This window comes from Brevibacillus borstelensis (assembly GCF_036700025.1).
Classification (GTDB): domain Bacteria; phylum Bacillota; class Bacilli; order Brevibacillales; family Brevibacillaceae; genus Brevibacillus; species Brevibacillus borstelensis.
The window spans coordinates 528,153-550,918 of sequence record NZ_CP144922.1; the positions used below are offsets into that span (position 1 = coordinate 528,153).

Consider the following 22,766-nt stretch of genomic DNA (forward strand, 5'->3'; position numbering starts at 1 on the left):
AAATGGCAGGAGAAATGGCAGCATTGGGCATGGTGGAAACAAAAGGTCTGGTAGGTGCAGTGGAAGCTGCAGACGCAATGGTAAAAGCAGCGAACGTGAAGCTCATCGGCAAGGTGCATGTCGGCGGCGGTCTGGTAACCGTTATGGTCCGCGGCGATGTAGGCGCAGTAAAGGCATCCACTGACGCAGGCGCAGCAGCAGCAGAAAAAGTAGGCGAACTCGTATCCGTTCACGTCATCCCGCGTCCGCACGGCGACATTGAACTGATTCTGCCGAAGCTCGAAGGGTAATGCCGTATGGCGGTCATTACAGAAACATCCTTGCGAGCTATGCATAAAAGCGGTATTCCCAACCCCTTTCTCCTGGAGAAAGGGGACAAATTAACCCCGGCAGCGGCCGATTTTTTAAAGGGAAGAGGGATTGAAGTGAAATCGTCTGAAGAACATCTGCAGCCTGCCGTCCAAAGTCAGCCGGAACGATATATCCCGGTCGGTGTATCCAACCGGCACGTGCATTTGTCGCCGGAAGATGTGGAGGCACTCTTTGGTCCCGGTTATCAGCTGACCCCTCTTCGCGAGCTGTCGCAGCCCGGCCAGTTTGCCTGCCAGGAAACGGTCACGATCGTCGGCCCCAAAGGCTCCATTCACGGCGTCCGCATCCTGGGACCGGCCCGTGGCGCGACCCAGGTGGAAATCTCCCGCACGGATGGTTTTCAATTGGGCGTTCACGCACCTGTAAGGATGTCAGGCGACATCGAAGGGACACCCGGCCTGGTGCTGGTGACGGCCAAGGGCTCGCGGATTCTGGAAAAAGGCGTGATCGTAGCCAAGCGGCATGTGCACATGTCCGAAGCCGAGGCGCAGGAGTATCAGGTACAGGATGGCGACACGCTGATTCTGGAGACGACCGGCGAGCGTCCCATCATCTATCCGGATGTGGTGGTTCGCGTGAATCCGCGCTTTGCGCTTGATTTTCACGTCGATCTGGACGAAGGCAACGCAGCCAACCTGAAAACGGGCGACCGGGTCAAGGTCATCGGCAAGAACGGCCAGCTCTACACCCGTCAAGGGAGGTAATACACCATGGATATCAGGGAAATGGTGGCATCCATCACCAAGGAAATCCTGCAATCGATGAACCAAGAGAAGAAGCCGCCAGCTCCGCGCGTCCTGTACGTCTTTTGCGACAGCCAGGCGCACGAAGCGTTTGCGGATCATTTTATTCAGTTGAAAAATCACGGCATTTGCCACGATATTCTCTTCCTGGACGGCGAGACGTCAAGCTGGCTGGGCATGCACAAGATCGAGTGCGGCGGAGCCGGAAAGATTTTGACGGCGGATGAATACGCGCCGATCCCGCTTGAAGTCCCCAAGGAATACGCGGGGATTGTCATTCCGGAAATTGATTTGGACAACGCCGCCCGCGTGGCGAACGGTCTGAAGGGAACGATCAAGGCCGAGCTGGTTTTCTCGGCGCTGGTGACGGGCAAGTTCGTGCTGGTCGGCTCCGATGTTCCCGGTATCAAGCGGGCGGACCGCCGTACGCTGGCTACGCTCACATTGCCGCCTGCGTACGAAAAGCTGTTTCACCGCCACGTGCAGGAGATGAAGGAGCTCGGTGTGGAGTTTGCCGAACAAAAGCGGCTGGCCGACAGAGTCATCGCCAAGCTGAACGCAGGAAAGAAAAAAGAGGAAGCGGCCCCGGGGCAGCCAGTACTGACAGCGTTGGACGAGACCGAAGCGGTATTTTCGGGACGCTTGCTGACGGCTGACTGGATTCGCTCGCAGCCGCAGCTCCGCAATACCACGCTGTACGTCAAGCAGGGATCGATTGTTTCTCCCCTGGCTTACGACAGTCTGAGAGAACGCGGGGTAACAGTCTCCTATCTGGGAAAAGGGTGATCGCATGTTTTTGGGAAAAGTGATCGGCAGCGTATGGGCCACCCAAAAAGAAAGCGGGATGGAAAATCTGAAGCTGATGGTCGTTCAGCCTGTTGATTGGAACGGGCGGGAAAACGGCCAAACCGTGATTGCCGCAGACCGGATCGGAGCAGGAATCGGCGAGCAGGTGATTGTCTCCAGAGGCACGCCTGCCCGCATCCTGTTTGGCTCCAACAGCGTACCGATCGATGCCGCTATCGTGGGCATCGTCGATTCGTTTGAGGTGCCGGGAGCGACCGAAGGGGAGGGATAGGGTATGGAACAGGAACGTTCGCGCGTCATACAGGAATTTGTGCCGGGGAAACAGGTAACGCTGGCCCACGTGATCGCCAATCCAGACAAAATGCTGTACACCAAGCTCGGTATCAACGAAGCGGGTGCCATCGGCATTTTGACCCTCACTCCGACGGAGACCGCGATCATCGCGGCCGACATCGCCACCAAGGCAGCCAATGTGGAGCTCGGCTTTCTCGACCGCTTTACCGGCTCGCTGATCGTCGTCGGCGACGTCTCTGCGGTGGAAATGGCGGTAGACGCCGTCAATCGCGTACTGAGCGAAAAACTGCGCTTTACCCCTGCGCTGGTGACGAAGTCATGAAAAAGCGGGTCATGATCATCGGTGCGATCGAGGCGGGCAAGTCTTCTCTGGTCAAAGCGCTGTTCAACGACGAGCAGCCTGCCAGGAAAACGCAAGCATTGGAGTTTCGCGACTGGCTGATCGACACGCCTGGTGAGTACAGCGAAAATCCGATGTACTACCGGACGCTGATGGCGACGTCTCTGGAAGCGGGAGCAATCCTGATGGTACAGGACGCGACGCGTGAGCGAAACTACTTTCCGCCGGGTTTTTCATCCGGTTTTCCTCAGCCGTGCATCGGTGTCATCACGAAAATCGACCATCCCGCTGCCAACGTGGCCCGGGCGGAAGCGTTTCTCCGTCAATCCATCGGAAATGCCGTCATTTTTCCCACTTCCGCCTATACGAAGGAAGGCATTCCCGAGCTGATGGAGCATTTGAAAAGCTTGGAAACTCGCTAGTTTTCCTTTTCGTCCGAGTTGTTATGTGAGAAAATTTAATTGATTTCATCGAATTATGGGTATTATCGGACGGTAAAGAGGGATCAGATGCAAACCTTACGAGAGCTTTGCCAATCACAAACAACGCTGCGCGAAGAGGATATTCGGGTTTTGGAGGATTTGGCTGACAAGCTGCAAATTTTCTCGGACTTGTACCAAGCGGACATGTTTATCGACTGTTTGACGGCAGATCGAAGTTCCGCGCTGGTAGTGGCCGAAGCATCTCCCCGTACGGCCAAATCGCTGTACAAAGGATCGGTCGTCGGACAATTGGCCACCGCAATCAATGAGCCGGCTGTGATGTACTGCCTGACTACTGGCAAACCGGTCATCGGCTCGCGAGGAGTTTCCCAGGAGCAGGTCGTGATGAGACAGAGCGTCACCCCGATCTGCAATGCCCAGGGAGAGACGATCGGGACGCTCATTACCGAACAGGATATCTCTGAGCAAGTGGAGCAGGAGCGGAGCGTCGAGCTTTTGAGAGAGACTACGGAGCATCTCAGCGAAACGCTGATGCAGTTTGCTGAACCGGAGATGCCGATCTCCTCGCTTTTGCACGAGGGGATGATCCTGTTTGATTACCAGGGAAATATTTCCTACGCCAACCGGCGGGCGCATGAGCTGCTGGCTTCCATCGGGTATCCCCAGCCGGAAAAAGGGGAGAGCGTCGAGCGCATCTTTTCCTGGCTGCTTTCTCCGGAAAGCTTCGTCAGGAGCGGCGGCTTTATCCAGAAAGAGCTGTCGCGAGGAAAAACCTTTCTGTTGCTGAAAGCGGTTTCGGTTGCCCGCAAGCCAGACGACAGGGGAGGGATTGTACTCCTGCGAGACATATCCGACATCCGCGAAAAAGAAAAGCAGTTGATGATCAAATCGGCTGTGATCAAAGAAATTCACCATCGGGTGAAAAACAACCTGCAGACGATATCCAGTCTGCTGCGGCTGCAAATGCGCCGCTCGCAATCGCAAGAAATTGAAAAAGTATACCGGGAGAGCATCAACCGGATCAACAGCATTGCCATCATTCATGAATATCTGGCCCAGGATGGGCTGGAGCAAATCGATTTCAAAGACATTTTGACCAAAATATCGAAAATAATCGTCTCTTCCATGAGGCGTTCAGAGCAGAGCATACAAGTAACGATTACGGGTGAATCCGTATGTTTGCCGTCCAGCAAGGCGACCTCCTTCGCCCTGATCGTGACGGAGCTGATACAGAACTGCATGATCCACGGCTTTCGGGATCGGCAGGAAGGAACCATCACTGTCTCGCTTGTTCCCAAGGACGATTTTGTCAGCCTGTCCGTAACCGATGACGGTGTCGGCATGGGCGATACAGAACAACTGTTGAAAAAAGGGCATCTGGGGTTGAAGATCGTGGACACTCTGGTCAAGGAAGACCTGGAGGGAACGATTCATTTCAGGAACACGGGCAATGGAACAGAGGTAACGATCCTCTATCCGCTGCATAAGGGAGATGAACAGGATGACACAGCCGAAAATTATGGTGGTTGATGACGAACCGATTATCCGCATGGACTTGCGCGAGATGCTGGAGGCGGAAGGGTACCTCGTGGTGGCCGAAGCGAAAAACGGCGAAGAGGCCGTAGCCCAGGCTCACCGCCACAAGCCGGATTTGATCATTATGGACGTGAAAATGCCGGTCATGAACGGCATCAAGGCTAGCAACATCATTCGTTCCTTTTCTGATTGTTCCATTCTTCTTCTTACTGCGTACAGCCAGAGGGAGCTGGTGCAGGATGCCCGCAAGGCTGGCGTAACCGCCTATTTGGTAAAGCCGGTGTCAGAGGATGACCTGATCCCTGCCGTCGAGATCGCTTTGAGCCAGAAAGAAAAGGTAGTCTCTCTGAAAAAGGACATCAAGGATATTCAGCAAAAGATGGAGGACCGCAAGAAGATCGAGAAGGCAAAAGGGTTGATCATGACCCAACACGCCTTGGAAGAGGATGTCGCCTACAAATGGATGCAGAAAGTCAGCATGCAACGGCGCATGCCCCTGGTGAAGCTGGCGGAAGAAATTCTCGCAGGAGAACAGGTGTATTCTGCTTCCGTGTAGAAGAAACAGGGATGGATGGAGACGGTACGATCTCCGAACTTCTGCACCAGAAATATCCGCAAATGAATAGAAAAGCAATGGCGCTTTGACAATCGGCCGGTTCCATATTCGATCCGGCGGTTTTCAGGCGCCTTTTTGTTTTTGTTTGGAATGCCACTGCTTCAAGGAGGTTCATGATGGATGAACAATGGATCCAAAGCGTGGGTATAGATGTGGGGACGAGCACGACGAAGATGATCGTCAGCCGGCTGCGGCTCGGGAGGATGTCGAGTACATTCTCCCTTCCGCGTTATCAAATCGTGGAACGCCAGTTGCTGTATGCGAGCAAGGTTCACACGACTCCCCTGCACGGCTTTGACGAGATCGACGCGGACGCGATTGGAGCGATTTTGCAAAAGGAATACGAGCAGGCACAAATCAGCCTCGGCGACATCAAGTCGGGTGCCGTCATCATCACCGGAGAAACGGCCAGCAAGAAAAACGCGCAGCATATCTTGCACTTGCTCGCGGAAAGATCGGGTGATTTCGTGGTGGCGACGGCAGGGGCCGATCTGGAAGGCGTGCTCGCGGGGAAAGGCTCGGGCGCGGAAAGGCGTTCGGTCGCCATCCAGGGAACGATTGTCAACGTCGACATCGGGGGAGGCACGGCGAATGCCGCTTGCTTTCACCGGGGGAAGGCGATCGCGACGGTGACGTTTCACGTAGGCGGACGCTTGCTGCGTCTCGGCCCGCAAGGAGAGGTGCAATACGTCTCTCCAAACATCCAGGCGTGGCTGAATGCCAAGGGCCTGTCAATTACCGTCGGAGAAGTGCTGACGTACGAGCGGATCAAGGACTTTTCCATACAGATGGCCAGAGGCATGCTCGACTATTTGAGCGGGCGGGAACGACAAGTTTCCGGTCTGCTTGTGCTGGGCCAGCCTTTGAAGGAAAACGTGTCAGTCGACGAGCTCTCGATCTCTGGCGGAGTCGGACAGCTGATGTCGGCCCCCACACCGGAGACGATTTCCGATGTCAGCCGATACGGCGATTTCGGCCCGATGCTTGCCTGGGCCTTGCGGCAGGAGAGGGAAGCGGGGACGTATCCGATGCAGTGGATCGACCCGGAACAAACAGTTCGGGCTACGGTCATCGGGGCAGGCATGCAAAGCACGGAGATCAGCGGTTCGACGGTGCATATCAAGGCGGAGCTGCTGCCGATCCGGAATGTGCCGATCGTCAAGCTGGAATTGACCGAGGGGCATCTGGGCGACCCGCAGCAGCTTCGCCGGGAAGTTTCGGATGTGTACGACCTGGCTCTGCGCCTGTTTGAAAAGACGACGGGAAGCCCGTTTGCTCTTGCCATTTCCGGCATCACGTATTGCTCGTACTCCCTGCTGCAGACGATCGCAGAAGAGCTTTCGCAGCAATACAGGCAGAAATTCGCGGAGAGCCGGACCATGATCGTGGTGTGCGAGACGGATATGGCCAAGGCCTTGGGCCAGGCGCTGGCGCTCAGGTGCAAGGGCCAGCCGGAAATCATCTGCATCGATCAGGTGCGGGTCGAGTACGGGGATTACATCGACTTGGGAGAGCCGATCTCGGGAAGCATCATCCCGGTCATCGTCAAAACGCTGGCATTTGATGAAGCGCCGCAAAAAGGGGTGTAACAATGAATACGAAGACGACTGTTCTGGGGCAAACCTACCAGTTTCGCAATTTAAAAGAGATTTTCGCAAAAGCAAACGAGGAAAAATCGGGCGACCAGCTGGCGGGAATCGCCGCCCAGGACTCCCGGGAGCGGGTGGCGGCCAAGCAGGTGCTGGCTGATCTCACGTTGGCCGATATACGCAACAATCCGATGCTGCCACCCGAGGAAGACGAAGTATCCCGGGTGATTGAGGAAGGCATCAATGAAAAAATTTATAGTGAAATTAAAAACTGGAGCGTTGCCGAACTGCGCGAATATATCCTGAGCCATCAGACGGGGGACAGCGAAATCAAGCGGATCAGCCGCGGACTGACGAGCGAAATGATCGCCGCGACCGCCAAGCTGATGTCCAATCTGGACCTGATCACGGCTGCGGCCAAGATCAAAAATATCACGCACTGCAATATCTCCATTGGTCAACCAGGCGTACTTGCTGCCCGGGTCCAGCCGAACCATCCCTCCGACAACGTGCAGGGAATCAAGGCCGCTTTGTATGAGGGTCTCAGCTACGGGATCGGCGATGCAGTGATCGGCATCAATCCGGTTATCGATACGTCCGACAGCGTGAAGGACATCCTGGAGATGACCAAGGATGTCATGACCAAATGGAGCATCCCGACACAAAACTGCGTATTGGCTCACGTCACGACGCAAATGCGGGCGATCCGCCAGGGGGCTCCGGCCGACCTGATGTTCCAGAGCCTGGCCGGATCGGAAAAGGGCAACCGGGCTTTCGGGATCGACGTCGCTTTGCTCGATGAAGCAGATGATCTGATGCGAAAAGAAGGCACGTCTACAGGTCCAAACTTCTGGTATTTCGAGACCGGGCAGGGCTCGGAGCTCTCCTCGGAGGCGCATTTTGACATCGACCAGGTGACGATGGAGGCCCGCTGCTACGGTTTGGCCCGGAAGTACAATCCGTTTATCGTAAATACGGTCGTTGGCTTCATCGGACCGGAATACCTCTACGACAGCAAGCAGGTGATCCGCGCCGGTCTGGAAGACCACTACATGGGCAAACTGCACGGCTTGCCGATGGGCTGCGACGTCTGCTATACGAACCATATGAAGGTAGACCAGAACGACATGGACAATCTCGGCATTCTGCTCGCGGCAGCCGGCGTCAACTTCGTGATCGGCGTGGCCATGGCCGACGACGTCATGCTCAACTACCAGTCGACCAGCTTTCACGATATCGCGGCTTTCCGCGAGGTGCTCGGTCTGCGGCCAGCCCCGGAATTTGAAAAGTGGCTGGAAAAAATGGGCATCATGGAAAATGGCAAGCTGACCCCGATTGCGGGCGATCCGACGATTTTTATGTAAGGAATGGAGGTGAGGACGGATGGAACGACAGCTAGACTTTTTAGTCGACAAGGTTCTTGAGCAATTGGAAAAGAAGCTGGGCGAGATGGGATCGGGCAGCGCGAAGTCGCAAGCTTCGGGGGCAAGTCATGCAGGGATTGCGGCGGCAGGAGAGCAAACGGCGGCTCAGGAAGCCAGCAACCGGCAAACGGCAAACCAGCCGACAGGAACAGAGGCGCTTGCGTCCGCTTCGGCAGCAGCAGCTTCCACAGCCTTTTCCCAAGCACATTCCGGTGAAGGTGCTGGACTCAATGCGTCAACAGAGCCTGAACGAATTTCTCAGGTGCCCAATCCGAAATACAGGGAAGGCATGCAGGAGCTTCTGGCCAGCACACCGGCCCGGATCGGGGTATGGAGAGCAGGCGTCAGGCCGTTGACCAAGACGATGCTCCAGCTGCGCCGCGACCATGCCGCTGCGGTGGATGCCGTATACGGAGAGGTAAGCGAGGAGACACTCAAGGAGTTTTCCTTGTTTACGGTGGAGACGAAATACGACAATACGGAAAACTACTTGAAGCGTCCCGACATGGGGCGGATCATCAATGACGAAGGCGTACGGCTGCTGGAGGAGCGCTGCCAGAAGAAGCCGCAGGTGCAAATCGTCGTCTCTGACGGCCTGAGCGCCAGCGCTGTCGACGCCAACCTGCGAGATGTGCTGCCGTCCCTCTACGATTCCCTGCAAAGCTACGGCCTTAGCTGGGGAACCCCTTTCTTTGTAAAGGGGGGACGTGTGGCCAGCATGGACCACATCGGGGAGATTTTGCAGCCAGAGGTATTGGTGATGCTGATCGGGGAACGTCCCGGACTGGTCACGGCCAACTCCATGAGCGCCTACATGTGCTATCGCCCGCGCAAAGGGATGGTCGAGTCCGAGCGCACCGTGATCTCCAACATTCATCGTCAGGGTACGTCTCCTGTAGAGGCGGGGGCTCATATCGGAACGATTTTGAGCAAGATGCTGGAGCAGAAGGCGAGCGGCGTGAAGCTGGTCTTGTAGTCGAAGGACGATGAACAGCGAGCAAAGAACAAAGAACAAAGAACAGTGAACTATAAACGAACAAACTACAAACTATAAGGCGTTAACGATCAACTCTAAACTATGAACAGGATTGGAGGAGGATTCAACATGACATTCAAAAGGAAAAAAATCGCTGTGATCGGCAGCGGTTTTACCGGGGCCACGACCGCGTTTATTTTGGCGCAAAAGGAACTCGGTGATATCGTATTGGTCGACATCCCTCAGTTGGAAAACCCGACAAAGGGAAAAGCGCTGGATATGATGGAATCTTCCCCTGTGCTAGGCTTTGATGCCGCGATTACCGGAACCTCCGACTACAAGGATATCGCCGGAGCGGATCTGGTCATCGTCACAGCGGGTATCGCCCGCAAACCGGGCATGTCCCGTGACGATCTGGTCAACACCAATGCGGCCATCATGCGCTCTGTAGCGGAACAAGTAAAGCAGCACGCGCCGCATTCGACCGTGATCATTTTGTCCAACCCGGTAGATGCGATGACCTATACCTTCTACAAAACATCCGGTTTCCCGAAAAACCGCGTTATCGGCCAGTCTGGCGTCCTTGATACCGCCCGCTTCCGCACCTTCGTGGCGATGGAGCTGAACGTGTCCGTAGAAGACGTCAGCGGATTCGTGCTTGGCGGACACGGAGACGATATGGTTCCGCTGCTCCGTTATTCCTACGCTGGCGGCATTCCACTCGACAAGCTGATCCCGGCCGACCGTCTGGAAGCTATCGTGGAAAGAACCCGCAAAGGCGGCGGCGAGATCGTCGCTCTGCTCGGCAACGGTTCGGCCTACTACGCTCCGGCTGCATCTATCGTCCAAATGGCGGAGGCGATTTTGAAAGACAAGAAGCGCATTCTCCCGTCGATTGCATATCTAGAGGGCGAATACGGCTACCATGACCTGTATCTCGGCGTGCCTACCCTGCTCGGCGGCAACGGCATTGAAAAAGTCATCGAGCTGGACCTGACAGCCGATGAAAAAGCGGCACTGGACAAGTCGGTTGCTTCCGTCCGCAATGTGATGGCTGCGCTGAATTAAAGCGAAAGGCTTGGACTTGGAGATTCTAAAGCGACTGCATGGTTAGTCGGTCTGCCCGTAAAGCGGCTGCAGTGGAGAGAAGCCTGTTTCCATTCTGCGCTCCGGTCTGCGTCCTGCAAGGGAGAGTGGACTGTCCGCTCCGCAATGATCCCGAGGGAATCGCAAAACGGCGCGCAGCTCCGAAGCGTAATCATAGGTTGCGATTCTGTTTCCTCGGGATCATCGCTCCGCTGGGCCGGACTCCGCTAGTCGCTCCGAATGGAAACAGGCTTCTCTGGCGAGCAGAACGGCTTCGACGGGCTTTGAAAAGCAGTGTCCCACCGAACCTGCAGCCGTTTTCTCCTTTTTCATCTCCTCCACCAAAGCCCGTCCAACCGAAACAAACAAAATAACGTTCTTCCGAACGAGACAAACAAAAAAGCGGGAACCATGCATGCAGCCAATAGCATGCATGCATAGCCCCGCATTCCAGAAATGCCTTAATCCGCCAGCAGTTGCGCTTCCTTTTTCCCCAGCTTGACCGTAGACTCCGAAGGAATCCACATGCCTGTATTTTCATCCCGCCCCTGCAGAACAAATGCCGGATTGTTCTTGCCCATTTGCGACGCAGCCTTGGCGGCAGCTTGTCCGATCGTTCCCCCCTTGACCCGGTTCACGACCAGCACCAGCTTCACGCTGTCAAGCTCCGTCATCATTTCATAGTCCCCGATGCTGTCACCCGCGATAAAGATCGGACCATGACCGTATTTTTTGACCAGCACCGATTCGATCACTTCTGTTTTCCCATGATGAACGGTGAAAGGATAGTTTTTCTCGTACACGGGCTTGATCTTCCCGTTCTCTACCTGCAGACGCATGCCAATGACGTTTTCGGCAGGCAGGTTGTATCCGTATTTGGGCAGGGTGGCAAATACCCGCACGACCTCTTCCAGAGAAGCGGAGACGACGTACACATCGATTCCGTTGGAGCGGAAGGTGTTCATCAAATTGGCGACCTCAGAAGTCAAACGCAGTCCGGTCGTATGCGACACCGTGATCACTCCCGCTTTTCCTGAAAGCGCTTTCGGACTTGTCCACGAAACTTTCTCGATCGCCATCCCAAGGCTGGCATCGTTCGACGCTTCGGCCAATGCATGCACTTCGTCGATTGTCATGTTGGCAAACAGGTAGAGGACCCACGGATAGCCGATACTGCTGCCGTGCGTGCCATTGATCGCTTCATAGAGGAAATAGAGCTTGGCGCGAAAATCGGCAAACTGCTCGGTCGCTTTGACCTCATCGAGGGATTTGGTTCCCTTCATGCCTTTATACTGATTGTAGAGGAAGGTATAGTCCGCTGCCAGATCGGCGGCGATGTCATCGAGTGTAACCGGCTGGCCGTCGTCGTTTTTGTAATCGTCGGAGAAAGGACCTGCGGGTACACCGGTACGGATGACGCCGGCAAACTCCTCCGGGGTCATTTTAAATGCGAGATGATTGATTTGATAGACAAACAAAGCCTCTTCGGTATCGTGCATGATGCTGGTGTTGTCCCAGTCAAACACGGCGTAAGGCTTTTTTGCCGGATTATAGGAAGGGCTTTTCACCCCGTGCTTATCAATTAAATCTTGTACAGCCTGATACGTTCCCGGCGCCCATTTCCCCTTGTCGAGCACCTGCAGCTGTTGGAGCGGTTCCTTTGCGGCCCACGCCGGGGCTTGTACGCTCACCAGGGCCAAACAGAGAAACAGTGCAAAGAAGCCCCATTTCATGCTTTTTGTGTGTTTGATCGACATTCGTCCTCATCCTCTCTCTGCTCACGTTCTCAAATGTCACGAAATGCAATACGGCAGTTTCCCTTGTCTCTCCACCTCCTCAAAAAAATAAGCCGCCTACCCGTGGACGGATTCTTCCACAGGTAAACGACTATCATCGTCTGAAAATATTGACTTTTATAAAGAATACATAATTATTCGTTTGATTTCAATGGCATTCTTTATTCTCATTTGACTTTTTTCATCGTGCTCCAAAAAGGGTATCATGATAGCAAGAGCGTAAAAAGGGAGCAAAAGCGTGTGGCAAAAGATCCGTTTACCGTAGAACAGTTGATGCAGCTGCCTGCTTTTCAAGGGGCAAAAATCATGGCGGGCATAGAAGGCCTGAAAAATGAAATCTATTATGTGGACAGCATGGAAATTCCCGATCTGACCGGCTGGCTGCGGCCAAACGAGCTGATTATTTCAACCGGTTATGCCCTGCGGAACGAACCGTACCGGCTGAGCCGTCTGCTGGAAGAGATGCACCGGGTGGGAGGCGCGGCTGTCGCGATCAAGACCAAACGGTTTTTGCAGGAAATTCCGGAAGAAGCATTGCGAAAAAGTGATTTGTATCGCATCCCTTTGATTGATGTCCCGGCGGAAACTCCTTATATAGACCTGACGCACTCGGTCATGGAGAATATTTTAAACCGCCAAGTCGTCGTCATGAGAGGAATGCAGGAGGTCAATCAGCAGTTCACGCAGTTGGTGCTGAACAGGCGGACGCCCGAGCTGGTGGTGATGGTCGGGCAATTGCTTCATTGCGACGTAGCTGTGCTGAACCAGCAGGGAGAGGTTGAAAGCAGCACCGTCCATTTTACGAAAGAGCTTATCGCGGAAAAGCGGAGCATCCTGGTCAGCAACAGAGTCGTCGGCTACCTGGCGATTACAAAAAAAATCGAGGAAGACGATCGCTTTGGGCAGCAGTGTCTGGATCAGGCCGTTACCGTTCTGGCGATCGAATTTACGATCCGGCAGTCTCTGCAGATTCAGCGGGAGCGGGAACAGGAGTCGTTTCTGATAGAGCTGTTGTCAGGTACAGCCGGTGAGGAAGAATTGCTGCGCCACCGGGCCAAGCAGGTAGGAATATCGCATAGCGGTCATCTGTACGTGATGGTTCTCAAGCCGAGTGAAACAGGGAAAGCGAACCCCAGGAAGGAAGAAGCTTTGCTCCGGCTTTTGCAGGAAATGAATCAAGGCGACCCACATGCCAGAAAAGGCGTCCTGATCAATGATCAAATCGCAGTGATTTGTTATACCGACAAGCAGGAGATTTCCAAACAGCGAGAGGAAGCGGTACACTATCTCCAGGAATTGGCCGGCTGGGGAGCCGGGAAGGAGGAGCGAGGCGGCTGGATTTGCGGCATCGGCTGTATCCGCGAGCACATGAAGGATCTTCGCTACAGCTACCGCGAAGCAAAACGAGCCATGCGAATCGGCCATCTTGTCCGTCCGGGACAGTCGGTGATCCACTTCGAGGACATTTTGGTAGAGGACCTGCTCAAAGATGCAGCCGGCCATCCGTCGCTGACTGCTCTGTCGGACATGTTCATCGAGCCGCTTGCCAAATACGACGCCGAATACGGGACCGAGCTGCTGTCTACGCTCGATTCCTTTTTGCGGACAGGCGGACAAACGAAAAAGGTAGGAGAAGAGCTGTTTATCCACCGGAATTCTGTCTTGTATCGATTGGAGAGAATACAGGAAATCTTGGGGGTGGATTTGCACGATGCGGAAACCCGGTTCCGTCTCGATCTGGTGATGAGGGTTTGGAAAATGAGAGATTTGCCAGCGAATCCTGAGGATTTGTGAGGCTGCCAAAAAATAAACGCATTCTTTTGGGTCGTTTCCCATAGGGGGAAAAGACCCATTTTTGTTATAGTTGCAATTAACGCAATAATAAAAAATTGTTTGACAACGGGGGTGGAAAATCTTCAGTGATCGGAACGTCAGCAATCTTGCTCCCTGCGTTTTTTTTTCGGACTATGAGAGAACCAGTGGTTCGCTATTAGAAACAAAAAGGTCGTCACCGTTTTCTCCTCTTGGGAAAACAAAGTGCTGACCGCAAACGGTTGCATTCCATTTTATGAAAACCTTGAGACGATAGGTGGCCAAGCATGCTAAAAACACTGGATAACGCTCTGGATTTACTCAAACACTTTACCGGGGAAAAACCGCAATGGGGAGTTCGTGAACTGGCCAAGGAAATGAATATTAGCCACACTGTTGTGTATCGGATGCTGGCTACGTTTGAACGATACGGATTTGTCAAACAGGAACCTAAAACAAAGAAGTACGAACTGGGGTTTAGCTTTTTGGAGTACGCATCCACTGTCAAGGACAATCTGGACATAACCGAGCTGATTTACCCGGTCATGAAACGGGTTGCCGAAGCAACAAATGAATCCGTTTTCTTGACTTGGCTGGATGGCTTGGAGGGCATTTGTCTGGAGATCGCCGAAAGCAGGCAGCAAGTGAAGTACGCGATGTCTATCGGCAGCAGGACGCTTTTGTACGCTGGGGCCTCCAACAAAGTGATTATGGCTTACTTGCCGGCCAGCACCCAATCAGCCATCATCGAAAAGGGGCTGCGGCCAAGAACAGAACATACGATTCATGACAAGGAGAAGCTGTTGCAGGACCTGGCACGGATCAGAGAAGACGGATGGGCTTACTCCGTAGGTGAATACACCGATACGGTGTTTGGCATCGCGGTGCCGCTGTTTTCCGGGGACAGGCAGGTCGTGGCATCGCTGACCATTGCCGGGCCGGACTATCGCATGCCGGAGCAAAAAGTACCGGAAGCCTTGAGGGAGCTGCGGACTGCACAGCAAGAAGTACAGGCCATACTGCAACGCATTTTCTAGCACAAAGGAGGGGACTTGCATGAACAACATAAACAACGGAAAGAGTGAAAAGGAAAAACACCCTTCCATTTTTGAACCTTTTGCGTTGATTCTGAATATTGTTACCGCTGTTATCGGGGCGGTCATCGGGATGCAGCTGGTGGCCTCGCTCGGAATTACTCCAAATACGGCCATTATCGGTGCGCTTATCGCCATGCTGATCGCGCGTCTGCCGATCACCATCTTTTCCAAGTACAAGTCGGTCCATCGCCAAAATCTGGTGCAAACCTCGATTTCTTCCGCGACATTCGGGGCGGCCAACAGCTTGCTGATTCCGATCGGCATTCCGTTTGTGATGGGAAAACCAGAATTGATCATGCCGATGCTGATCGGTGCGGCTCTGGCGATGTTTGTCGATGCTGCTCTTCTTTATAAATTGTTTGACTCTCGCGTCTTCCCTGCGTCCGGTACATGGCCGGCAGGTGTAGCTACTGCGGAAGCCATTATCGCCGGGGACAAAGGGGGCAAACGTGCCGCTCTGCTCGGTGTCGGTGCGGCGGGCGGTTTGCTCGGCTCCTGGCTCGGCATTTCGATGTCGGCGTTTGGTGTTGCTTTCATCGGAAACATTTGGGCGCTGTCCATGTTCGGGATCGGGCTCTTGCTTCGCCAGTATTCGATACCAATGTTTGGAATGGATGTAAACCAGATGTTCATCCCGCACGGCTTCATGATCGGTGCCGGTGTTGTGGCGCTGATCCAGGTCACGATGATTATTTTGAAGCGCAAGAAGACAGATAGTGGAAATGGCAGTGAAGTAGCTGCGGAAACGTACACGCGCAGCGACAAGCAGACGACACGTGTACTCGGAATCGGATTTGTGGCCTATTTGATCATTTCTCTGGTCCTCGCGATTTTGGGTGGACTGATGACAGAAATGTCGACAGGCATGTTTATCGGCTTTCTGATCTTCGCCGCTTTTGCCGCTTATTTGCACGAGCTGATTGTAGGGATTGCCGCGATGCACTCCGGTTGGTTCCCGGCGTTTGCGGTGGCGTTGATCACCTTGATCATCGGGCTGCTGGCAGGGTTTCCGCCGGTAGCGCTTGCCCTGCTGGTCGGCTTTAGTGCAGCGACCGGTCCTGCCTTTGCCGATATGGGGTACGACCTCAAGACAGGCTATATTCTTCGCGGCAACGGACAGGACAAGGAATTTGAACTTCACGGCCGCAAGCAGCAGTACATCACGGGCATGATTGCATTCGGCGTTGCTTTGATCACGGTCATGTTCACCTATAAAGGCTTCTTTGCCAGTGGGCTTGTCCCGCCAGTGGACGCCGTCTATGTGAAGACGATCGAAGCGGGAGCGTCCGCTGAAGTCGCGAAACAACTGCTTCTCTGGGCTATTCCGGGCGCCATCCTGCAGTTTATAGGCGGTCCGAGCCGTCAGCTTGGCGTCTTGTTTGCAACAGGTTTGCTTATCCTGAATCCGGGTGCCGGTTGGGCGGTTCTGGTCGGGATTCTGATCCGTGTCATCGTGCTCAAGCTGAAAGGCAAAGAGGCAGAAAGCTCGATGAGCATTCTTGCAGCCGGCTTTATCGCCGGTGACGCGATCTACAGCTTCTTTAGCTCCATTTTCAAATTCAGTCAAAAATAGGAGGGTGTACAATGACGAAGATCCTGCTCAACGAACGCATGATGGAAGCAGCCGTGTACGGTGGAGCCGTACTCGGCGGAGGTGGTGGAGGCTGGATCGAGGAGGGGCTGCAAATCGGGCGGCTTGCTCTGGAGGTAGGCCAACCGGTGCTGGTTTCCGACGACGAAATGGCGGACGACGATTTGCTCGTCACCGTTTCGCTGGTCGGAGCTCCGGCAGCAAAGGATAAATTCCTCAAGCCGATCCACTATGTTCGGGCACTGGAGCTTTTGTCGGAGAAGGTAAAAACACCGCTCAGAGGGATTCATACGAACGAAAACGGAGCAGGGACAAGCGTGAACGGCTGGTTCCAGGCTGCAGTCACCGGTCTTCCGATCGTCGATTTGCCTTGCAACGGCCGGGCGCATCCGACAGGAACGATGGGGTCGCTGAATCTGCATGAGCTGCCGGATTACGTTTCCCATCAGGCTGCTGCTGGCGGAAAGGGAGACCGTTATGTGGAAATGAGCATTTCCTCTTCCATTGAAAAAGCGGCGTCCATGATCAGAAAGGTGTCCGTGGAAGCAGGCGGCCTGGTGGCTGTTGCCCGGAATCCGGTAACCGTTGCGTATGCCAGAGCAAACGGCGCGCCCGGCGGCATCTCCCAGGCGATCAAGGTAGGCGAGGCGCTTCTCGGGAGCAAAGGAGAAGCGGCGATTGAAGCGGTATGCGCCGCACTTGGCGGCCGTGTCGTCATCGAGGGGGAAGTGAGCGAGTTCTCGCTGGAGACAACAGGCGGCTTTGACGTTGGCCGGGTCACCGTTGGCAGTACGGAGATGACGTTCTGGAATGAGTACATGACGCTGGAGCAAGACGGCAAGCGCCTGGCGACGTTCCCCGACCTGATCATGACCTTGGATGCCCGGACTGCACGCCCGATTGTCACGGCGGCGATGGAAAAAGGGCAGCATGTAGCGGTGATTCACGTGCCTGCCGAAAAGCTGATCCTGAGCACTACAATGCGCAATGAGGGGCTGCTCAAGCCGATTGAAGGCGTGATCGGCAAAGAAATCGTGTCCTACCTGTAAACAAAACGCTCACCAACAACCAAGACGGAGGGATCTTTCATGTCGTTGAAACAAACCATTACTGTATTTGAAGCTATGGACAGTGCCTATGTAAGTGGAGAAACGATCAAAAACCTGTTTGCCAATTATTCCGATGTGCAAGTAACCGTTGAGACCGTTACCGGGCAAAAGGGCAGCACGGACTTCGTGAAGATCGTCATTCCCGGCAAGGAAGGGAAATCCAAGGGCGGGATGGCGCCAACCTTTGGAATCATCGGACGACTTGGCGGTATCGGCGCGCGCCCGAGCCGTATCGGTCTCGTATCCGATGCCGATGGTGCCATTGCAGCCGTAGCGAGTGCGCTAAAGCTGGCGGAAATGCAAAAACAAGGGGATGTGCTGAAAGGCGACGTGGTGATCACCACTCATATTTGCCCAAATGCACCTACCCGTCCGCATGAGCCGGTCGATTTCATGGATTCGCCAGTCGACATTTTGACCATGAACAAGTATGAGGTTACACCTGAGATGGAAGCGATCCTGTCCATTGACACGACCAAAGGAAACAAAGTGATCAATCACAGAGGGATTGCGATCTCGGCAACCGTAAAAGAAGGCTACATCCTGCGCATCAGCGACGACCTGCTGCGGATTATGGAAATGACGACTGGTCAGCTTCCGGTTACCTTCCCGATCACGATGCAAGACATTACTCCATACGGAAACGATCTCTACCATATCAACAGCATCCTGCAGCCATGCGTAGCGACCGATGCCCCTGTAGTCGGGGTGGCGGTGACGGCTCAGTCCGCTGTCCCAGGCTGCGGAACCGGCGCCAGCCACGAGGTGGACATCGCACTCGCAGTGAAATACGCTGTCGAGGTGGCAAAAGAATACACCAATGGTACTTGCCGTTTTTACGACACCGATGAATTTGCCCGAATCACATCGCTGTACGGCTCCATGAAAGTGCTGCAAACATTGGGCAAATAAGCAAGGCGAGGGGAGCTTTCCCCTTGCTTTTTTTCACACGCGAAAAGAAGGAGAGGATGACCGTGAAACGCATTGGGATGATTACGATCGGGCAAGCGCCACGGCCGGATGTCGCGCCAATCGTAGAGAAGTATCTCGCAGGAAGAGCCGAGCTCGTCCAGGCAGGAGTATTGGACGGAATGACGAAGCAAGAAGTGGAAGAACGCCTGTCTCCCGGACCGGGCGAATACGTGCTGACGTCCCGGATGGTTAACGGAGATGCGGCGGTCATGTCGCGTGAGAAAATCCAGCCGATCCTGCAGCGGAAGATCGAGGATATGGAGAATAGCGGCATCCAGACGATCCTACTCCTGTGTACAGGTGTTTTCCCGGGGTTGTCCGCCAAAAAAGCGTTCCTGATCGAACCGGATCACGTCATTCCTCCGACGGTGGCCGCGATGGTCAAGGGAAGCCGTCTCGGGGTGCTCGTACCGCTCGTGGAGCAAAAGGAAGCACTGAAGGACAAATATCATCCGCACGGATTGTTCCCCGTCTTTGCCGCGGCATCGCCGTATAAAAATGATGTGGAAAGCTTCCGGGAGGCTTGCGCGGAATTAAAGGAAAAAGCGGACATCGTACTGCTGGACTGTATGGGATACACAGAGGAAGCCCGCGAGCTGGTCTCCGACTTGACTGGATTGCCGGTCATCCTGTCCAATGCGATGATGGCGAAACTGGTGTCTGAAATGATTTAGGAAGGGTTGAACAAAGATGAAGCTGATCGAAATCAGTAAAGGAATTTTGACCAATTGCATGGCACTGAAAGCCGGGGAGTCCTTTTTGGTGGTAGCCGACGACGCCAAGCGGGAGCTGGGCGAAGCGCTGTGGGAAGCAGGCCGTCAGCTCGGCGCCGAAGCGATGTTCGTCGTCATGAATCAACGCGAAAAATCCGGACAGGAGCCGCCGGCAGCCATCAGCGAAGCGATGAAACGCTCCGATGTGGTCGTCTGCGTGACCCAGCATTCGCTGACCCATACCAAAGCCCGCAAGGAAGCAGCCGCAAACGGCACACGGCTTGCCACCATGCCTGCCATCACCGAGGACATGTTCCTGGAGGGAGCGATCACTGCCGACTACTCCCAGGTAAAAGCATTGACTGAAAAGGTGACCGAGCTGTTGACCAGGGCAAACACGATCCGCATCGAAAAGGAAGGAAAAGCGTTGACCTTCTCGATCAACGGACGCAACGGCGTACCGAGCACAGGCGTTTACGTCAATCCGGGTGAATCGGGCAACCTGCCATCCGGCGAAGCATATATCGCCCCAGTGGAAGGAACAGCCGAGGGCCAGATCGTCGTAGACGGCTCGATCGCCGGAATCGGCAAGATCGACAGTCCGCTGCTCCTGACTGTAAAAGACGGGCGCATTGTCGAGGCAGAGGGGGCCGAGGCTGACCGGTTGTTGAAAACGCTTGGCGACGGAGACGGTCGCTTGCTGGGCGAATTCGGGATCGGCACGAATGACAAAGCGCGGATCACTGGCGTGGTGCTGGAGGACGAAAAAGTGTACGGCACGATCCACGTCGCCTTTGGCAGCAACAACACCTTCGGCGGAACCATTGCAGCGGGGGTTCATATCGATTTGGTCGTCAAAGCGCCGGATGTGTACGCTGACGATGAGTTGATCATGAAGGACGGCAAGCTTTTGGTATAAGCGGCTATCGAAGCGATTTTCAGTATGTCAAATTACGATAACAGTAGTGGAGAGGAAAAAGGATCGAACAGCGTTGCAATGCTGCTCGATCCTTTTTTGCGAATGAGGGTTAGCGCTTCTGTACGGAAGATTTTCGGCAGCAACAACCTTTCTTCTTTAAAAAACCTTAAGAAAGTTCGACAAACACAAAAGCTGTAGAGATGAAACAGAAGTAAAATGCGAAGGCCTTTTGGACACCTCCCAGGCGGAATGGTAAAAGCGGGACACGCTTTTAGCGTCCAACCTCTGAGATGCTTTCCACGAGTCATCGATTTTTAGACGGGGTCCCGCTTTTGGAATGGCAGCTGGACAGTAAAGCCCCCAAGCAGTGTCCCACCGAGCCTGGAGGACTAAATAGTAAATATTTACCAAATGCGGTGTGGGTGATATCATAAAATCACCCGCATTCTACTTTTTTACAGGTAAGTGGTACCGCCAACATTTTGACAAAAACGTACGCTTAGCATTAGAGGAGATGATTTTCAGCCCATCTCAGCTACATTAGCGGTCATCAAACGTGTATGTGGTCATGTCTTAGCGATCGCCGAACCTATGATTTTCAATGGTTTGAGTCATTTAGCGTACGAAGTAAGGAGGGCTCAGAATGAGAAGAATTCTGCTCACAGTCAAGTTGATCCTTTCCGTTTTACTGCTTTCATCATGTGCTAACAACTCCCTATCCACAGATACACAAAAAACAACAAATGAAATCGCAAGCTGGCCGTACCCTTATGTGAAAGTTGAAAACCGTGTTTATGTAATTGAGAGCGATGAAAACAAAGTCGAACTTGTAGAGAAAGAAAATATCGGAGAACAAATTGGAACAGTAGAAGAGAAATACGATTTTGAAGGGGACGAACAAACATCGCAAGCAACTATTGCCTCTAATTATCTGGAGAAAGGGACTAAGCTTTTCACGATCAAGAACGTTGATCCGAGTGATCATATTGCATTTGAAAAAAGCGAGGGTGTATTCGTCAAGGTTACAGAGGAAAGTGCAGTTGCAAAAAAGCCAACTGATAAAACGAACTAAAGGCCATGGGGATAGAGTCTGTAAAATATTTTGTGTAAACTCTCAACCTCTAAACTACAATTAGGAGTAGAAAGGTTGGGAGATTTTTATGATGTCAAAAGAGCAGATCAAGCAGTGGATCAAAGAGAAAAACATAAAGTCAGTGGACGACGTACAGTCAGCGTTAAAGGATCTATTCGCAGACACAATCCAAGAAATGCTGGAAGCTGAAATCGAGTCTTCTCTTGGATACGCCAAGCATGACATGAAAAACAAGCGGACAACCAACAGCCGCAATGGGTATAGCAAGAAAACCGTCCGTTCTGAGTACGGGGATGTTGACATCCAAGTCCCTCGAGATCGAGAGGGTGATTTTGAGCCAAACATTGTAAAGAAACATCAGTCCAACGTGACAGGGATCGAAGATCAAATTCTTGCCCTCTATGCCAAAGGCGTATCCACACGCGATATCCAAGACCATCTGCAGCAGCTCTATGGCATCGAAGTCTCACCAACGCTCATATCGAATGTAACCAATAAGATTGTACCGATGATCAAAGAGTGGCAAAATCGCCCCTTGCAAGCGGTTTATGCTGTTGTTTTCCTTGACGCCATCCACTTTAAGGTAAAACAGGACGGAGCTATCGTCAATAAAGCAGCCTATATGGTAATTGGTATTGACCTTGACGGTCATAAAGATGTGCTTGGGATCTGGATTGGGGAGAATGAAACGGCAAAATTCTGGCTGCATGTACTCAATGAACTGAAAAATCGTGGGGTCCAGGATATTCTCATTACAAGCGTCGATAACCTTCGTGGCTTTACAGAAGCCATCTCTGCATGTTATCCGAAGACGGAGATTCAGAAGTGTGTCATCCATCAAATCCGAAATTCCATCAAATATGTTTCCTATAAGGATCTCAAAAAGATCACGTCCGAGCTAAAACCCATCTATAAAGCTCCAACGGAGCAAGCCGCGTTGGAAGAGCTTGAGCAGTTTGAACAAACCTGGGGCAGTAAATATCCCTTGATGGTTCGTTCCTGGCGGAATAACTGGGACGAGATCGCCACTTTCTTTAAATATCCTCCCGAGATTCGAAAGCTGATCTATACAACTAACGTCATCGAGAGTTATCATCGACAGCTTCGAAAGGTGACAAAGGGAAAAGCCATGTTTCCCACAGACGATGCCCTTTTGAAGATGTTATATCTCGTAACCATGGATGTTCTGCGAAAATGGACGGGACGAGTCCAGAACTGGGGCCAGATTCTCTTACAGCTATCCGTTTTCTTTGAAGATCGGGTACAGCCGTACATCCGTTAGCAAATGAAAGGCTTCATCCCCGAAGGGATTATCTTTCTCTCCACCAACGCGTCAAGGGTTCGCTTCGCCTTACGCCCTTGACTCTATTGGCTCCGAAAAAGATGTCCCAATTAGGGGGATGAAACCTGTTCATATATCGGTTGATTGAGTTTACAC

At 53.3% G+C, this 22,766-nt stretch carries 22 protein-coding genes; 21 read left to right on the forward strand and 1 reads right to left on the reverse strand.

Annotated features, from left to right (window positions below; all coding sequences use genetic code 11):
- Positions 1-2: 2 nt before the first annotated feature.
- The 12 genes from eutM (at position 3) to mdh (ending at position 10,208) form a co-directional block, all read left to right on the forward strand.
- Positions 3-290, forward strand: a complete 288-nt coding sequence (eutM, locus tag V5G20_RS02530) for an ethanolamine utilization microcompartment protein EutM (RefSeq protein WP_003388597.1) — start codon at positions 3-5, stop codon at positions 288-290.
- A 6-nt stretch (positions 291-296) separates the two neighbouring features.
- Positions 297-1,076, forward strand: a complete 780-nt coding sequence (gene pduL, locus V5G20_RS02535; protein ID WP_003388596.1) for a phosphate propanoyltransferase — start codon at positions 297-299, stop codon at positions 1,074-1,076.
- 6 nt (positions 1,077-1,082) lie between these two features.
- The gene (locus V5G20_RS02540) at positions 1,083-1,901 is read left to right on the forward strand and encodes a hypothetical protein (protein ID WP_031932529.1); all 819 of its coding nucleotides are present in this window, start codon (positions 1,083-1,085) and stop codon (positions 1,899-1,901) included.
- Between the two features lie 4 nt (positions 1,902-1,905).
- Positions 1,906-2,193, forward strand: coding sequence for a EutN/CcmL family microcompartment protein (locus V5G20_RS02545; protein ID WP_003388594.1), 288 nt, complete (start codon positions 1,906-1,908; stop codon positions 2,191-2,193).
- A 3-nt stretch (positions 2,194-2,196) separates the two neighbouring features.
- The gene (eutS, locus tag V5G20_RS02550) at positions 2,197-2,538 is read left to right on the forward strand and encodes an ethanolamine utilization microcompartment protein EutS (RefSeq protein WP_003388593.1); all 342 of its coding nucleotides are present in this window, start codon (positions 2,197-2,199) and stop codon (positions 2,536-2,538) included.
- On the forward strand, positions 2,535-2,978 hold the full coding sequence (locus V5G20_RS02555) for a EutP/PduV family microcompartment system protein (protein WP_003388592.1): 444 nt from the start codon (positions 2,535-2,537) through the stop codon (positions 2,976-2,978). The genes eutS and V5G20_RS02555 overlap by 4 nt, the downstream gene beginning before the upstream one ends.
- An 87-nt stretch (positions 2,979-3,065) precedes the next feature.
- Positions 3,066-4,529, forward strand: a complete 1,464-nt coding sequence (locus tag V5G20_RS02560; protein WP_003388590.1) for a sensor histidine kinase — start codon at positions 3,066-3,068, stop codon at positions 4,527-4,529.
- Positions 4,501-5,091 (forward strand): ANTAR domain-containing response regulator, encoded by a 591-nt coding sequence (locus V5G20_RS02565; protein ID WP_024984491.1) that lies wholly within the window; start codon positions 4,501-4,503, stop codon positions 5,089-5,091. The genes V5G20_RS02560 and V5G20_RS02565 overlap by 29 nt, the downstream gene beginning before the upstream one ends.
- A 176-nt stretch (positions 5,092-5,267) precedes the next feature.
- Positions 5,268-6,740: an ethanolamine ammonia-lyase reactivating factor EutA gene (locus V5G20_RS02570; protein WP_003388587.1), complete on the forward strand. Its 1,473-nt coding sequence runs from the start codon at positions 5,268-5,270 to the stop codon at positions 6,738-6,740.
- Between the two features lie 2 nt (positions 6,741-6,742).
- Positions 6,743-8,104: an ethanolamine ammonia-lyase subunit EutB gene (locus V5G20_RS02575; protein WP_122957986.1), complete on the forward strand. Its 1,362-nt coding sequence runs from the start codon at positions 6,743-6,745 to the stop codon at positions 8,102-8,104.
- Between the two features lie 19 nt (positions 8,105-8,123).
- Positions 8,124-9,140: an ethanolamine ammonia-lyase subunit EutC gene (gene eutC / locus V5G20_RS02580; RefSeq protein WP_024984490.1), complete on the forward strand. Its 1,017-nt coding sequence runs from the start codon at positions 8,124-8,126 to the stop codon at positions 9,138-9,140.
- 129 nt (positions 9,141-9,269) lie between these two features.
- Entirely contained in the window at positions 9,270-10,208 is a 939-nt protein-coding gene (mdh, locus tag V5G20_RS02585) for a malate dehydrogenase (RefSeq protein WP_003388584.1), read from the forward strand.
- Between the two features lie 479 nt (positions 10,209-10,687).
- On the opposite strand, the gene V5G20_RS02590 is transcribed toward mdh, so the two are convergent.
- A complete protein-coding gene (locus V5G20_RS02590; RefSeq protein ID WP_003388582.1) occupies positions 10,688-11,983 on the reverse strand; it encodes a haloacid dehalogenase-like hydrolase in 1,296 nt (431 codons plus the stop codon).
- Positions 11,984-12,262: 279 nt separating this feature from the next.
- Between V5G20_RS02590 and V5G20_RS02595 the strand changes: the two genes are divergently transcribed.
- The 9 genes from V5G20_RS02595 (at position 12,263) to V5G20_RS02635 (ending at position 22,610) form a co-directional block, all read left to right on the forward strand.
- On the forward strand, positions 12,263-13,816 hold the full coding sequence (locus V5G20_RS02595) for a PucR family transcriptional regulator (RefSeq protein WP_338463140.1): 1,554 nt from the start codon (positions 12,263-12,265) through the stop codon (positions 13,814-13,816).
- 305 nt (positions 13,817-14,121) lie between these two features.
- On the forward strand, positions 14,122-14,871 hold the full coding sequence (locus V5G20_RS02600; RefSeq protein WP_327969824.1) for an IclR family transcriptional regulator: 750 nt from the start codon (positions 14,122-14,124) through the stop codon (positions 14,869-14,871).
- Between the two features lie 19 nt (positions 14,872-14,890).
- On the forward strand, positions 14,891-16,504 hold the full coding sequence (locus tag V5G20_RS02605) for an OPT/YSL family transporter (RefSeq protein ID WP_031932534.1): 1,614 nt from the start codon (positions 14,891-14,893) through the stop codon (positions 16,502-16,504).
- Between the two features lie 11 nt (positions 16,505-16,515).
- Complete coding sequence (locus V5G20_RS02610) at positions 16,516-17,571, forward strand: DUF917 domain-containing protein (RefSeq protein WP_024984486.1); 1,056 nt, start codon at positions 16,516-16,518, stop codon at positions 17,569-17,571.
- A 39-nt stretch (positions 17,572-17,610) separates the two neighbouring features.
- Complete coding sequence (locus V5G20_RS02615; protein ID WP_031932535.1) at positions 17,611-18,543, forward strand: DUF1177 domain-containing protein; 933 nt, start codon at positions 17,611-17,613, stop codon at positions 18,541-18,543.
- Between the two features lie 56 nt (positions 18,544-18,599).
- Positions 18,600-19,277: an AroM family protein gene (locus V5G20_RS02620; RefSeq protein WP_031932536.1), complete on the forward strand. Its 678-nt coding sequence runs from the start codon at positions 18,600-18,602 to the stop codon at positions 19,275-19,277.
- 16 nt (positions 19,278-19,293) lie between these two features.
- Positions 19,294-20,235: an aminopeptidase gene (locus tag V5G20_RS02625; RefSeq protein WP_024984484.1), complete on the forward strand. Its 942-nt coding sequence runs from the start codon at positions 19,294-19,296 to the stop codon at positions 20,233-20,235.
- 643 nt (positions 20,236-20,878) lie between these two features.
- Positions 20,879-21,307: a hypothetical protein gene (locus V5G20_RS02630; RefSeq protein WP_003388573.1), complete on the forward strand. Its 429-nt coding sequence runs from the start codon at positions 20,879-20,881 to the stop codon at positions 21,305-21,307.
- 88 nt (positions 21,308-21,395) lie between these two features.
- Positions 21,396-22,610, forward strand: a complete 1,215-nt coding sequence (locus V5G20_RS02635) for an IS256 family transposase (RefSeq protein ID WP_338463141.1) — start codon at positions 21,396-21,398, stop codon at positions 22,608-22,610.
- The last annotated feature ends 156 nt before the right edge of the window (positions 22,611-22,766 follow it).